13 protein-coding genes are annotated in these 14,474 nt (G+C 38.8%); 4 read left to right on the top strand and 9 right to left on the bottom strand.

Annotation, left to right across the window (positions count from 1 at the left end; genetic code table 11):
• Positions 1–16 precede the first annotated feature (16 nt).
• The 9 genes from J4Q03_RS05115 to J4Q03_RS05075 all read right to left on the bottom strand — a co-directional run bounded on the left by J4Q03_RS05115 (position 17) and on the right by J4Q03_RS05075 (position 10,045).
• Positions 17–1,903: an AMP-binding protein gene (locus tag J4Q03_RS05115; RefSeq protein WP_426047129.1), complete on the bottom strand. Its 1,887-nt coding sequence runs from the start codon at positions 1,901–1,903 to the stop codon at positions 17–19.
• A gap of 267 nt (positions 1,904–2,170) precedes the next feature.
• Positions 2,171–2,533, bottom strand: a complete 363-nt coding sequence (locus J4Q03_RS05110) for a response regulator transcription factor (protein ID WP_426047128.1) — start codon at positions 2,531–2,533, stop codon at positions 2,171–2,173.
• 6 nt (positions 2,534–2,539) lie between these two features.
• The gene (locus J4Q03_RS05105; RefSeq protein WP_426047223.1) at positions 2,540–5,236 is read right to left on the bottom strand and encodes an ATP-binding protein; all 2,697 of its coding nucleotides are present in this window, start codon (positions 5,234–5,236) and stop codon (positions 2,540–2,542) included.
• The gene (locus J4Q03_RS05100) at positions 5,229–5,423 is read right to left on the bottom strand and encodes a hypothetical protein (RefSeq protein WP_426047127.1); all 195 of its coding nucleotides are present in this window, start codon (positions 5,421–5,423) and stop codon (positions 5,229–5,231) included. The genes J4Q03_RS05105 and J4Q03_RS05100 overlap by 8 nt, the downstream gene beginning before the upstream one ends.
• Positions 5,420–5,884 (bottom strand): GNAT family N-acetyltransferase, encoded by a 465-nt coding sequence (locus J4Q03_RS05095; protein ID WP_426047126.1) that lies wholly within the window; start codon positions 5,882–5,884, stop codon positions 5,420–5,422. The genes J4Q03_RS05100 and J4Q03_RS05095 overlap by 4 nt, the downstream gene beginning before the upstream one ends.
• 141 nt (positions 5,885–6,025) lie before the next feature.
• On the bottom strand, positions 6,026–6,253 hold the full coding sequence (locus tag J4Q03_RS05090; RefSeq protein ID WP_426047125.1) for a DUF6814 family protein: 228 nt from the start codon (positions 6,251–6,253) through the stop codon (positions 6,026–6,028).
• Positions 6,254–6,297: 44 nt separating this feature from the next.
• A complete protein-coding gene (locus tag J4Q03_RS05085) occupies positions 6,298–7,878 on the bottom strand; it encodes an MFS transporter (protein ID WP_426047124.1) in 1,581 nt (526 codons plus the stop codon).
• A 50-nt stretch (positions 7,879–7,928) separates the two neighbouring features.
• Positions 7,929–9,308, bottom strand: a complete 1,380-nt coding sequence (locus J4Q03_RS05080; protein ID WP_426047123.1) for a porin — start codon at positions 9,306–9,308, stop codon at positions 7,929–7,931.
• A 320-nt stretch (positions 9,309–9,628) separates the two neighbouring features.
• Positions 9,629–10,045 (bottom strand): transposase, encoded by a 417-nt coding sequence (locus tag J4Q03_RS05075; protein WP_426047122.1) that lies wholly within the window; start codon positions 10,043–10,045, stop codon positions 9,629–9,631.
• Between the two features lie 160 nt (positions 10,046–10,205).
• On the opposite strand from J4Q03_RS05075, the gene J4Q03_RS05070 reads away from it, so the two are divergent.
• The 4 genes from J4Q03_RS05070 to J4Q03_RS05055 all read left to right on the top strand — a co-directional run bounded on the left by J4Q03_RS05070 (position 10,206) and on the right by J4Q03_RS05055 (position 14,419).
• Positions 10,206–10,811 (top strand): GNAT family N-acetyltransferase, encoded by a 606-nt coding sequence (locus tag J4Q03_RS05070; protein WP_426047121.1) that lies wholly within the window; start codon positions 10,206–10,208, stop codon positions 10,809–10,811.
• Positions 10,780–11,973, top strand: a complete 1,194-nt coding sequence (locus J4Q03_RS05065; RefSeq protein ID WP_426047120.1) for an argininosuccinate synthase — start codon at positions 10,780–10,782, stop codon at positions 11,971–11,973. The genes J4Q03_RS05070 and J4Q03_RS05065 overlap by 32 nt, the downstream gene beginning before the upstream one ends.
• 25 nt (positions 11,974–11,998) lie before the next feature.
• A complete protein-coding gene (gene argC / locus J4Q03_RS05060) occupies positions 11,999–12,961 on the top strand; it encodes an N-acetyl-gamma-glutamyl-phosphate reductase (protein WP_426047119.1) in 963 nt (320 codons plus the stop codon).
• 318 nt (positions 12,962–13,279) lie between these two features.
• Positions 13,280–14,419, top strand: a complete 1,140-nt coding sequence (locus J4Q03_RS05055) for an aspartate aminotransferase family protein (protein ID WP_426047118.1) — start codon at positions 13,280–13,282, stop codon at positions 14,417–14,419.
• The last annotated feature ends 55 nt before the right edge of the window (positions 14,420–14,474 follow it).

Genomic DNA, 14,474 nt, shown 5'->3' with positions numbered 1-14,474 from the left:
ATGTTTAATTTATGGCTTAAGCCCTATATTCATTGATTTTTTCCTGGATTTCCTCAATGATTTTCTCATCATCTATCGTGGATGGAACCTGAAAATCTTTTCCATCCAGTAAGGTCCGTATCAGTTTCCTTAAAATCTTCCCGGAGCGGGTTTTTGGTAAACGTTTAACAACCATTGCATTCTTTAAAAAAGCTACAGCCCCGATTTTCTCACGAACCATTCGGATAATGTCTTTTTCAATTTCTTCTTCTGTAATTTCTGAACCGTTTTTCAAAACAACAGTAGCGAACGGAACCTGTCCTTTCAGCTCATCATCGATTCCTACTACAGCACATTCGGCAACATCGGGGTGTGAAGAAACAATTTCTTCCATTTCTGAGGTGGAAAGTCTGTGCCCGGCCACATTAATGACGTCATCCACTCTTCCGGTAATGAAAATATAACCGTCCTCGTCCTGAATAGTACCGTCTCCGGAGAAATAATAGCCGTTATACTGAGATAAATAGCTGTTTTGAAAGCGCTCATTGTCATTCCATATTCCCAGTAAAGCACCCGGTGGAAGAGGAAGCTTGATGATTAAGTAACCTTCCTGGTGAGCGTCGAGTTCATATCCATTCTCATCAAATATCTTAATGTCATATCCGGGAATAGGCTTTCCGGCTGCAGCTCTTTTGATTTTATACTGATCATCAACGGTCATTAAGCCCAGCATCGGCCATCCGGATTCTGTCTGCCACCAGTGATCAATAGCGGGAACTCCGATGTGTTCTGCAAACCAGTCCAAGGTAGCTACATCACATCTTTCGCCGGCCAGAAACTGTTTTTTAAAATGAGACAGATCGTATTTTTTGACGAGTTCTCCGTGGGGATCTTCTTTTTTGATAGCTCTGATAGCTGTAGGAGCTGTAAACATTGCAGAAACCTTATATTCTGAAATAATTCTCCAGAAGGTGCCTGCGTCAGGAGTCATAATGGGTTTCCCTTCAAAGATAATCGTTGTATTCCGGTTGATAAGGGGACCGTACACACTAAAGCTGTGCCCAACTGCCCACCCGAAATCAGAGGCTGCCCAAAAGGTTTCTCCGGGCTCAACACCATACACGTACGTCATGGAAAATTTCAACGCTGTTGCATAGCCTCCGGTATCTCTTACAATTCCTTTTGGTTTTCCCGTAGTGCCTGATGTGTAAAGCAAGTAGAGGGGATGGGTAGATTCCACTGAAATACAATCTACGGACTCTGATTTTTGAACCAATTCTTCGTAATCAATAAGTCCTTCGAACATTTCATGCTGGTTGTCCACCAGTTTTCTGTTGTACACAATGATGTTGTCTACTTTATCCTGTGCCAGTTCAATGGCTTTTTCCACGAGCGGTAAATAAGGAATTCTTCTTGCTATTTCTATACCTGCAGTAGCGGTTATTAAGGCTTTGGGTTTACAGTCATCTATTCTTACCACCAGCTCATGCGGGGCAAAACCTCCGAAAACTACATTATGGATGACCCCAATCCTTGCGCAGGCGAGCATCGCAAAGAGAGTCTGTGGGATCATCGGCATGTAAATAACGGCTGTATCGCCTTTTTTTAAACCTAATGAAATGAGACCCCCTGCGAATTTTGATATTTCTTCTTTAGCCTGATCGAAAGTGTAAGTGATTTTCTGATCTGTAACAGGAGAATCATAAATAATGGCGGTCTGATTTCCAAAACCGTCTTCAATGTGTTTATCAATGCACAGGTAGCATATATTGAGTTTTCCGTCAGCATACCATTGTGGATACTCATTTTTATCTCGGGAAAGAATCTGTTCCGGAAATTCAAACCACTGAATTTCTTTAGCCTGTTCTTTCCAGAAGTTTTCTTTGTCTTCTATGCTTTGTTTAAGCAGCTGATCTGTGTTCATATTAATTTTTGTGTTTTGTGTTTTTGCCATGGCGAGGAGCGAAGCGACGAAGCAATCCCTAAAAGGAATGTTAAAACTTAATGTTCTTAAAAACTTAACAAAAATCTTAATGGTTTATAGTTTTGAACCATTAAGGATCATTTAAGAATTAAGAGATTGCTTCGCTTTGCTCGCAATGACTGTGTATTATTATTTGTTTACTTTGGTCTCAAGTCTCAAGTCTCGTGTCTGATATCTTGAATCTTGAATCTTGAATCTTGAATCTGTCTACCCAAACATCTCCTCAATCTGCTGCATCAGTTTCTTAATGGAATAAGGTTTCGTTACGTAAGCATCAGCGCCCATTTTTAAGCCTTTTTCAATATCTTTAGGATTGTTTTTTGCACTCAGAAAAATGACTTTTGTATCTTTCATTCTTTCATCTTCTTTGATGGCTTCCAAAGTGCTGTATCCGTCCAGGTTGGGCATCATGATATCCAGAAGAATAACGTCAGGAACCATTGTTTTCAGGAAATCCAGGACTTCCGTTCCGTCTCTTGCAATGTAAACGTCGTAGCCGTTTTTCTTAAAGCTGTATTCCAGCGACATTAATATTTTGTGTTCGTCATCGGCAATAATGATCTTTCTCATAGATGGTTATTGGTTTTGTTCAACTTCATTTTTTGTTATGCTGTAAGGAATGCTGATCGTAAAAGTTACGCCCAGACCGCTGTTTTCTGCTTTTATGACACCGCTGTGTGCCTGGACAATTTTTTTTGAAATAGCCAGTCCGAGTCCGCTTCCTGTAGGTTTTAAAATATTCTGGTTCTTTGACTGATAAAATTTATCGAAGATCATTTCAAGATCCTCTTCAGGAATATGCTGTCCTGTATTGAAAATGGTAATGATCAGTTGATCTGCTTTTTCAGCCAGTTTGGTCTGAATAGTTCCCTGGTCATCGGTGAATTTTAAGGCGTTTCCGAGAATATTCTGAAAAAGCTGGATCATTCTTGATTCATCATATTCAAATACGGTTTGATTCAGGAGATTGACTTCACTTAAATGAATGTTTTTCTGCTGTATCAGATGGAGTAGAGGGTTTAACGCTTTTTTGTAGGTTTCAAGGATATTGTTTTCTTTAATGTTCAAGGCTATTTCGTCGTGTTCCAGTTTGTCGAGATAGAGAATATCGTTGATGATTTCGCTTAATCTGTCAGATTCCGTGATGATATTGCTTAAAAACTCCTGCTTGATATCTGTCGGAATATCATCATCGTCTGCTAAAATTTCTCCTGCAGAACGGATAGCGGTAATCGGAGTTCTTAGTTCATGGGCTACAGAATCCAGGAAATCATCTTTCTGACGGTCTTTAATGATCAGGCTTTCGTTAGCCATTCTCAGGTCATTGGAGAGCTTCTGTAATTCTTCTGACTGTTCAGTGAGTCTTTTATTAAGGATAATATTTTCCTTTGATTCTTCTAAAATGTTTAAAACTTCCTTTAAAGATATTTTATCTTCTTTGGTTACCCCTTCAATTAAAATTTTTGCCGATGCCGTACCAATTCTTCCTGCCAGAAGGTTTTCTGAGAACTTGATGAATCTTGAATCTGCTGTTTCAGTGCTGGAATCGATGTTATATTTTAAATTAAAAATCCTTAAAGCCTGTTCTGTTTTATTCTTGCCTAAAAATCTTTCCAGAATATTTTTAATATCTGAAATATAAGCAGTTCCGCGCCAGATAAAAGCATTCTCATGGTTTTGGATATACTTATCGATGTCTACGTATAATTCTGCGAAATTTCTTTCCCGGTAATTCCCTTTAACGCTTACAGAAATAATGGTGAACAAAGCTGTGTTGGTGAAAATAGACCAGAAGAAAATCTGTGGGATTCTGCTTAGAAAAGGAATATTAAAAAACGTAAATGCATCATACATTTCCCGGATGACGCCTTTAAATTCCTGGTTGTAGGAGAAGTAATACTGCGGAATAATCAGTCCGAAATAACAGATTGCCAGCCCTGCAAGTAGTCCTGATACAGCCCCTTTATAGCTTCCTCTTCTCCAGAATATGGCTCCAAAAAATGAAGGGGCAAGCTGTGCAATGACAACAAATGAGATAAGCCCTACAGAATCCAGCGATGTTTTCAGAATAAAATATTTATAGAAAACAAAGGCCATAATAATAAGAGCGAAGATGCTGAATTTCCTGATATTCGTAATATTTCTTGTATTCTGAACCTCGTTGTCGGACTTGAATTTCCCCAGCAAACCATAAGGAATGATGAGGTTATTTGAAAGCATGATGGATAAAGTAATAGCTGAAATGATGATCATGGAAATGCATGAACTCAATCCTCCAAGAAATACAAAAACCGTAATTAGAGTATTTTCAAAATGCTGGGGAATCAGAATAGAGTAAAACTCAGGATTTACTTTTTGTCCATCAAAAATAAGCCTTCCTCCCCAGGAAATCGGGAAGATGAATATGGTGAAAATCAATAAGTATAAAGGGAAAAACCAGATCGCTGTTCTGATGTGCTTTTCCTGCCGGTTCTCGATAATTGCCGTGTGAAACTGCCTCGGGAGAATACAGATGGCTGTGGCAGAAATCATACATAAAACCATCCAGTTCATAGCACCTTCAATCCCGTTGAATGTATTTTTTTCTTTAAAATCTTTAAACTTGCTGGCTTTCTCATAAATGTCTGAAAAGCCATCGAAGACGAAATAAATGACAAAGATACCCAGGATAATGATAAAGAAAAGCTTTAAAAAACTTTCCAGGGCAATGGCCGAAATAATTCCCAGACGTTTTTCTGATGCATCTACATATCTCGTTCCGTAATAGGATGAAAATAAAGCAATTAAAACAACCACAAACGTCGCATTGTCGGTTAGTATATTATTTGACATCGAAGTTTCGGTAACCAAATGGAAGGTTTCGGAGATCGCCTTGATCTGAAGTCCTATATAAGGAACGATGGCCAACAGGCAGACAATGGTGATGATGGCACTGAAACTTCTGCTGTTCCCGTATCGTAAAGAAATAAAATCGGCAAGGCTGCTGATTTTGTTGACTCTGGAAATTCTTACAATTCTGGTATTAATGTAAATCCATGCGGGAATAATCATGATCGGTCCTATGTAGATCGGCAGATAATTCAGTCCGCTTGTAGCTGCAACGCCTATGCTTCCGTAGTAGGTCCATGCTGTACAGTACACTGCCAGAGACAGTGCGTAAATGTAGGGATTGTTGATCCACCGTTTGCTCTTCCTCTTCTCTGCCAGATGGGCAACGAAGAACAAAAGGGCGAGGTAGACTAAAACAACAGCAAATAACGCAAAACTACTCATCATACCTTTTTACGATTATAAAAGAAATAATGATGGAGATCATCCAGACAACGAACAGGTAGATCAGAATCATCGGGTAGCCAAAAACATTTTTTTCACTGTTGAAAAGCAGTGAAATAGGAATGCTGAAGGCCATCATCAGTCCGATGCTCAGGATAATCAGTTTTTGTTCGTGTCTTTTTTTCATAGGTATGATAATTCTTTACTAAAGCAGACAGCTTCTTTGCGCTCTCTATATATCCCATAGTTTTCAATTATTCTATATCCGTTTTTTAAGTAAAATGTTACAGCATTATCGTTGTTTCTGCGGGTTTCAAGGTAGATGTACTGGTAATTAAATTCTTTTGCAGCAGTTTCCAGTGCTGACAGGATTTTCCGTCCAAATCCCTTACCTTTTTCCAGGGAATACATACGTTTAACTTCACATATCTGTGGCAGGAGAGGGCGAAAGCCACCGCAAGCAACGGCATCTTTACCTCTTAAAGCAATAATGAATAAGGCGTTTTCTTGAGTGAAATCATCAAGATTAGCCCTTTTAGTTCCACTACTGCCGGAAATACTAACCAGAGAATCATTTAATTTGCTGATCAGATTAATTACCCGTTTATCTTCATTGGGATGTGTTACTCTTTCAATTGTGATATTCATTTTTGTTTTATTAAGGTAGTATTAAAAACAGTGCACATCTATGAGAAAACCTATATTGTAAAATTTGGATTCAATCTTAAATTAGAAAAATAATTGATGAATGCTTTACAGGGCACTCATCAATTATCATTTGATCTAGCTTCAGATTTTATCGTCTGAATATTCTCCTATCAGCGAATAGTACCCGAAAATAGCCATTCCACCGGACACAATCGGCACCAGTATAAAAAGTATAATGATACCGAAAACCAGGTCTTCCTGTTTTCCTGAGGTTATTTTAGGGATTCCCATGACGGTAATTCCGAAGTACGCAACAACCAGTGCCACCAGAATCCATACAATGCCTAATATTTTTTTTATTCCGTTCATTTTAGTAGATTTAAAATTAATAAATTTCTGAGTGATTATCTCTATTAATCATGGATATTGTTGTTCTTATTTTTAAGATAAATCAATCCGATGACTAAACAGACTCCAGCGACTCCAATAGGATACCAAAGTCCTTCCAGATACCACGTTGGGTGTCCGGCATCTTTTCCCTGAGTTACCAGATAAGTTGCCACAGCCGGAAGTAAACCTCCAAATACCCCGTTACCAATGTGATACGGTAAAGACATCGAGGTGTATCGGATTCTTACCGGGAACATTTCAACCAGGAATGCTGCAATAGGACCGTAAACCATAGTGACAAAAATCACCTGAATGAAAACCAGAAATACCAGGTACCATCTTGTATCATTGTTTAATGTAATCGATTTGGTGACCTTTGGCTCTTCCGCTTTTCCGTCTTTCATGACAGGACCGGCTGCAGACCAGTGTACAATGCTGTCCTTTTTCATGAAAGTTCCGTCTGTAAACGAAGTCTCTTTGTGAAATGTAATTAAGCTGTCCGATGCAATATCTTTGTGTATTGCAGCGCTTCTTGCTTCTTTAATTCCCCCGGCGGCAATGGTTTTAGCTTCTATATTTACACTTTTATACATACTGTCGTAAATAGGTCTGTAGGCTAAAATAGCAACCAGCATACCTGTCATCATGATTGCTTTTCTTCCGATTTTATCGGAGAGCCAGCCGAAAAACACAAAGAACGGTGTTCCCATTAACAGGGCGGTAGCCATTAAATAATCCACCTGCATAGAATCTATATTCATTACTTTCTGCAGGAAACTCATCGCGTAGAACTGCCCGGTGTACCAGATAACTCCCTGTCCCATGGCTGCACCAAACAATGCCAGTAAAACAAATTTGAAATTGAATTTATTTCCAAAACTCTCTTTTAATGGATTTTTAGATGTTTTCCCTTCACTTTTAGCCTTTGCAAAAAGCGGAGATTCTTTCATGTTTTTTCTGATAAAATAAGATACTCCCACCATTAAAATTGAAATCCAGAAAGGAACTCTCCACCCCCAGGAATCGAATTCTGCTGCAGATAGCGAGTTTTTGGTAATTAAGATGACAATTAATGAGATGAAAAGTCCGGCGGTTGCTGTGGTCTGAATCCACGAAGTCCAGTAACCTCTTCTGTGTGGCTGTGCATATTCTGCAACATACGTTGCGGCACCTCCGTATTCTCCTCCCAATGCCAAACCTTGTAAAAGCCTTAAAATTAAAACTAAAACCGGCGCCATAAATCCGATGGTTTCATATCCGGGAATACACCCGATCAGGAAAGTGGAGAATCCCATGATAAGAAGTGTAACAAGAAAAGTGTATTTTCTTCCGATAATATCGCCTAATCTTCCAAAGAACAAAGCTCCGAAAGGACGTACTACAAACCCTGCTGCAAAAGTAGCCAGTGTAGATAAAAATGCTGCGGTAGGATTGTCTGCAGGGAAAAATTTAGTCGCTAAAACGATTGCTAAACTCCCAAAAATATAAAAGTCATACCATTCTATCAGAGTACCGAGTGATGAGGCTGTGATCACGCTCCAGATGGTGCGGTTTTTCTGCCGGTCAGTCATATTCTCGTAGTTTTCGTGGTGATTTTCGCTCATGTTGATTGATTTTGATGTTAATGGATTAAGATATTAAGTTCATCCGGTGTTTAAAGATAAATTTGAAACTGTACAATGAATTCGCCTTTTGAAGATGGGCTTTCCGTAGGGTTTGTGTAAACCGGTCTTGTAGAGTATTGTGTGGTGATTTTTGCGTGGTGTCCATCTATAAACCAGTTGGCACCCACGTCGAACTGTGAAGACGACTTATCGAATGCTTCAAAGTTTTTATGAGTGTATGCCGCGAAAGGCTGTATTCTGATTTTTGGTTTTTCTGCCTGGTTAGGAAGAAGCAAGCCTGCCTGGGCATAAACCACATTTCCTGTTCCTATCATCGGTTGTAGATTTCCAGGCCCTGCAATGGCTCTGTTTCCTGCGAAATTGGGGTCGTTGGCCGCAATATTCATTGTTCCCAGGTTTCTTATATAGTTAGGCCCGAAATTGTAGTTATAATATCCGGCATACGCAGAGACGGCCATTTTGTGTTTTGAATTTCCCAAAGGAATATCTGCAAAAGCATCCACTGCCAGAAGTGTAATATCGTGTTTTTCAATATTGGAATTTACCGAAGTTCTTGTCCCGTCTGCCTGATGGTAAAAACCTGCCCCTACATTGAATACTTTTTTTGTACCTAGATACGAGCCCACTTTAAAAGGGAGTGTGTTGGATTCCTCATCCAGAAACTGGTATTCCACATATCCTGCTTTTGAAAAGCTTGGATTTCCATTGTTGTCTACGGCTGCAGCTCTTGAAGGGTCTGTAACGTTTACCGGAACCAGGTCTGTCGCAAAAGGCTTGTTTAAGCTGAAACGGTATTCCAGTTTACCATATTTTCCTTTAGCAAACATCCCCAGCTGTCGTGCAAATTGATCTGAATTGTCAATTAACGGCCATGAAAAGATAGGAGAGTCTACAGTAAGGAAATTCAGTGTTGAAGCCATCGTCATACGGGAAAGTCCCATGTAGTAATGAAGTCCGGCCCCTAAAGATAAACTGAATTTTCCCGCTTCTCCAGGTAAAATAACTGCGTACTCATTCCATGCATCATGAAAAAATAACTGAGGTTTCTTTCCGTTTCCGTAACCTCCTGTCCCTGTGGTGCCTGTAGCTCCGCCATTGATGAAAGTCTGGTTATTGATTCCGAAATGAGCCAGGATCATATATCTTTTAGAGATCTGTGCATATACTAAAGCACGCAATCTTCTGTTTCCGAGACTCCAGGAATTGTCAGTAGCTTCATTGGCTACCATGCTTCCCGGGTTCATTTGGGTGCTTCTCAGCCAGAACTGGTCCCACAATATGAATCTGATGTACTTATCTCCTTCCGGATTGAGGTTTAATTTTAATCCGCCTCCGTAATCAGGAGAACCCTGTGAATATAAAGAACTGCTTATTAGGGCTAATCCAATAAATGAAAGTAATTTCTTCATAAATTATCAATTTTTGGCGTTGTTTTTTGTGAAAGCCAAATTGTAATTAATAATTTATTTACAAAAATTTAATATATATTATTGGTAATAGTATAGTTTTATTGTAACCGATTGATTTTTAGATGTAAATTTCAAGCTTCGTGGTGGGTAGGTATGGGGGTTAGAGAGTCTTAGGGCTTGAGAGTCGATCAGTCTGAAATGATTTTTAGATGAATTATAACTGATAAAAGGAGTGTCTGGTGGCTGAGGTCCTCGAAGCCACTTCGCTAATGTTGAAATCTGATGTCTTGCATCTTGGTTCTTGATTCTTGATTCTTTCACTACTTCTTAAACCGTTCCCATTTAATCAGCATGTATTTATCTGCAAACTGAGTAATGATAAGACCGGAGTTTTTGATATTGTCTTCTTGGGCAATATATTCAATCAGTTCATTCTGTTTTAGAATTTTATAGACAGGATGGAACTCCGAATGAGGAGGTCTAGTGATATTGTATTTCTTGATCCAGGAACTTATAGTTACATGAGAAACGCCTATAATTCGCTCTATTTCACGGAAACTTAAGCCTTCAAGATAAAGCTGGAGAGCTTTGGTAACATAATAGTCATCAATCTGTTTTCCCATTTTCTTAACGGTAAAATAGTACTTGCAGTCTTTGCAGAGAAAACGCTGTTTTTCGTTAATAATTCCGCTTTTAACAATCTTACTGCCGCTGCATTTCGGACACTTATTTTCCATAGCTATAGATTTTTAGCAAATGTATAATAATTTAGCAAATTAGTAATTATCATCAAAGATAAAATTACCTGTTTATTTCATTTAAACAAAAAAAATATCTTTTTTATTTGGTTTTTAAAGGTATTATGCTTTAAATTTGCCAAAAAAATCAGATAAATAAATGGAAATAGAAATTTCCTCATGCGAACATCTCATATATGTGAATGAAATACAGCAGGAAATGTATGATTCAGCACAGCGCAGAGGAACGGGGATCGCAAAGCGTTCCATCGAATATTTAACGAAAAAGATTTCAGATGGTAATGCTGTGGTTGCTACTGAAAATGGTCGATGGGTGGGGTTTTGTTACATTGAGACCTGGTCGCACGGTCAGTTTGTAGCCAACTCCGGGCTTATTGTATCTCCGAATTACAGGAATAGAGGAGTAGCCACTTTGATCAAGAATAAAGTTTTCCAGTTATCTAGAGAAAAATATCCCAATGCAAAAGTATTTGGGTTAACCACAGGACTTGCCGTCATGAAAATTAACAGTGATCTGGGTTATAAACCGGTCATCTATTCTGAGCTGACTCAGGATGAAGAATTTTGGAACGGGTGCAAGAACTGTGTGAATTATGAAATTTTAATGAAAAAGGAGCGTAAAAACTGTCTGTGTACAGCGATGCTTTTCGTTCCTGAAAATAATAATAAAGTAAACGGGACTGAAATTCAGCAGTCCGAAATTGATGAGTACAATGGAGAAAAAGAAAGTCGTCTTAGCGTTTAGCGGAGGTTTGGATACCTCTTACTGTGCTAAATATCTTAGTGAGACACTAGGGTATGAAGTGTATGCAGTCACTGTAAATACCGGTGGTTTTTCTAAAGAAGAAGAAAAAGAACTGGAGAAAAAAGCCTTCGATCTTGGGGTGAAAGAATACAGGTGCGTTGATGCTCAGGAAGACTATTATAATTCTTGTGTAAAGTATCTGATCTTCGGAAATGTACTGAAAAACAATACCTATCCCTTATCTGTGAGTGCTGAACGTACAGTTCAGGCGCAGGAAATTGCAAAATATGCGATTGAAACCGGTGCCGGTGCTATTGCTCACGGAAGCACTGGAGCCGGAAATGATCAGGTTCGTTTCGATTTGATTTTCCAGGTCATGTGCCCCGAAGTAGAGATCATTACGCCAATCCGCGATATGAGCCTGTCCCGTGAAGAAGAAATTGAATTCCTGAAAAGTCACGGCTATGAAATGGAATTTCACAAAGCACAGTATTCTGTGAACAAAGGTTTGTGGGGAACATCTGTTGGAGGAAAGGAAACTCTGACATCACGGAATTACCTTCCGGAAGAAGCTTTTCCATCACAAATTAAAGAAACTCAGTCTTCAGAATTAGAAATTGAATTTAAAAATGGTGAGGTTATAGCTGTGAACGGAGAAAATTTTGAACATTCCGTGTATGCTATTCAAAAGATTGAAGAACTGGCTTCTGCTTACGGAATTGGCCGTGACATCCATGTTGGAGATACTATTGTTGGAATTAAAGGAAGAGTGGGATTTGAAGCAGCGGCAGCATCAGTGATTATCAAGGCGCATCATTTACTGGAAAAACATACGCTTTCAAAATATCAGCAGATGATGAAGTCTCAGCTTTCCGACTGGTATGGAAACTGGCTTCATGAAGCATTATTCCTGGATCCTGTGATGAGAAATATTGAATCTTTCTTAACAGATTCTCAGGAAACGGTCAGTGGGAAAGTATTTATAACCCTGCATCCGTACAGGTTTATTTTAAACGGAATTGAATCCAAACATGATCTGATGTCCGATAAATTCGGAAGTTATGGTGAAGCCAACAGGGCCTGGACGGGAGAAGATGTAAAGGGATATACAAAAATTGTAAGCAATTCTCTAAACATATACCACCAGATCAATTCAAAATAGAATTCTATCAGCCAATAAAGTTAAAATGAAAAAAGTAGGAATTGTAGGCGCCAACGGCTACACAGGAAGCGAATTGGTCCGTGTGCTGGCTTTTCATCCCAATGTGACATTGAGTTTTTTATATAGCCGTTCCAATTCGGGAACAAAAATTTCAGATTTGTACCCGGATTTAACGGCAGTTTGTGAGCAGTTTTTAACGGATAAGCCCGAAGAGGCAGACATTTTATTTCTGTGTCTTCCTCATAAGGAAAGTCAGAACTGGCTTACTGCAAACCCTGTAAAAGACGAAACTTTAGTCATTGATTTAGGGAATGATTTCCGTCTGGATGGAAGTTTTGGAAACAGAAATTTTATCTACGGGCTTCCTGAAATTAATAAAAAAAATCTGGCAGGAGCAAAAAGTATTGCCAATCCCGGATGTTTTGCAACGGCCATTCAGCTGGCACTTCTTCCGTTAGCAGAAAAAGAATTGTTGAATGAAGTGTACACCACCGGAATTACCGGCTCAACAGGTGCAGGACAGTCCTTACAGGCGACAACACATTTTACCTGGAGGAATGATAATATTTCAGCATACAAAACGCTGACACATCAGCATGTGGATGAGATTTTACAGCAGTTAGTTTCGTGTAATCATAGCGATATCAGTCTGAATTTTGTTCCATGGAGAGGAGATTTTGCAAGAGGAATTTTTACAAGTTCTACGGTGAAAACGGATTTAGTACTTTCAGATATCGTTCAGTTGTATCAGGATTTTTATGAAAAGGAACCTTTTGTAAAGGTAAGTGAAAATGCAATTGATTTAAAGCAGGTTGTCAATACCAATCGCTGTGTGATTCATATAGAAAAGAGTGGAAATGTAGCAGTTATTCATTCAGCGATTGACAATTTGTTAAAAGGGGCCTCCGGGCAGGCTGTACAAAACATGAATATAGCGATGGGCTGGGAAGAAAATCTGGGACTGAACTTAAAACCGGTAGCATTTTGAAAAAGTGAATGGGCAGTAAGTCAATTGTGAGTTGAAAAACCGAAATATTCGACTTAGGAAAATGGAGCGTTAAGAAAATTAATTCTATGAACGTCAAGAAAATTCTACTGTTTGAAGCGCGACAAAAATGTTGAACCGAAAAACAAATGCTGAATTCGCGCAAGTTTTAGAATTTTTAGAGAATAGAAATAATTTTTAGCGGAAGTTTCCAGGTCTTGAACTTTTGTTTCTTTTGTTTCAGGACAAAAGAAAAATTATAAGAAAAAAGATGACACTGTAAATCATTCATCAAACATCAATTATCATTTATAAATAGACATGAATTTATTCAACGTATATCCATTATTCAACATAAATCCGGTAAAAGCTCAGGGCTCTTTCCTTTGGGATGACAAAGGTGAAAAGTATCTTGACTTTTATGGCGGTCACGCAGTGATTTCCATCGGACACAATCATCCGCATTATCAAGCTCAATTAAAAGAACAGCTGGAGAAAATTTCTTTCTATTCAAATTCAGTTCAGAATGAATTACAGTCTGAGCTGGCTGAGAAATTGGGAAAACTTTCAGGCTATGAAGATTACAGCCTTTTCCTTTGTAATTCAGGAGCTGAGGCTAATGAAAATGCATTGAAGCTGGCTTCTTTCCATAACGGGAAAAGTAAAGTGGCCTATTTTTCAGGGGCATTTCATGGCAGAACTTCTGCGGCGGTTTCTGTAACAGATAATCCAAAGATTGTTGCTCCGGTTAATTTCTCTGAAAGGTTTATTAAATCCGGTTGGAATGATATCAAACAGCTTGAAGAGATCTTTGAAACACAGGGAAGTGAAATTTCATCCGTCATTATTGAAGGCATTCAGGGTGTGGGGGGAATTATGATTCCGACATCAGAATTTTTATCCAAAATTAAAGAACTATGCGAAAAATATGATGCAGCATTGATTCTTGATGAAGTTCAGTCAGGATATGGAAGAAGCGGATATTTCTTTGCTCATCAGGAATTCGGAATTGAACCGGATATGATCACTACGGCAAAAGGAATGGGAAATGGTTTTCCAATTGGAGGGGTTTTGATTCATCCAAAATTTCAGGCAAGCCATGGGTTGCTGGGAACAACATTTGGAGGAAATCACCTGGCTTGTGCAGCGGCCATTGCTGTTCTGGATGTTATGAAAGAAGAAGATCTTATGGCAAATGCACAGAAAATGGGTGATTATATTGAAAACGAAATTAAAGATTTTCCACATATCAAATCCATCCGAAGGAAAGGATTAATGATTGGAGTCGAGCTGGATCAGGACTGTTCCGAAGTGAGGAAAAGTCTATTGTACGATCATCACATTTTTACCGGTAACTCCAATGAAAAAAGTGTTTTGAGGATCCTTCCCGCTCTCAATATCGGCAAAGAAGAGACAGATCTTTTTGTCGGTGCTTTAAAAGTAGTTTTAGATAAGGTTTAAACCACAAAAGTCACAAAAGGTTTGAGCACTTTAGTAGTTTTAAGAAACTACTAAA

The sequence above is a fragment of the Chryseobacterium sp. NFX27 genome (assembly GCF_049887855.1).
Lineage (GTDB): Bacteria > Bacteroidota > Bacteroidia > Flavobacteriales > Weeksellaceae > Chryseobacterium.
The sequence above is the reverse complement of the archived record's forward strand: the minus strand, read 5'-3'. Positions and strand labels throughout refer to the sequence as shown.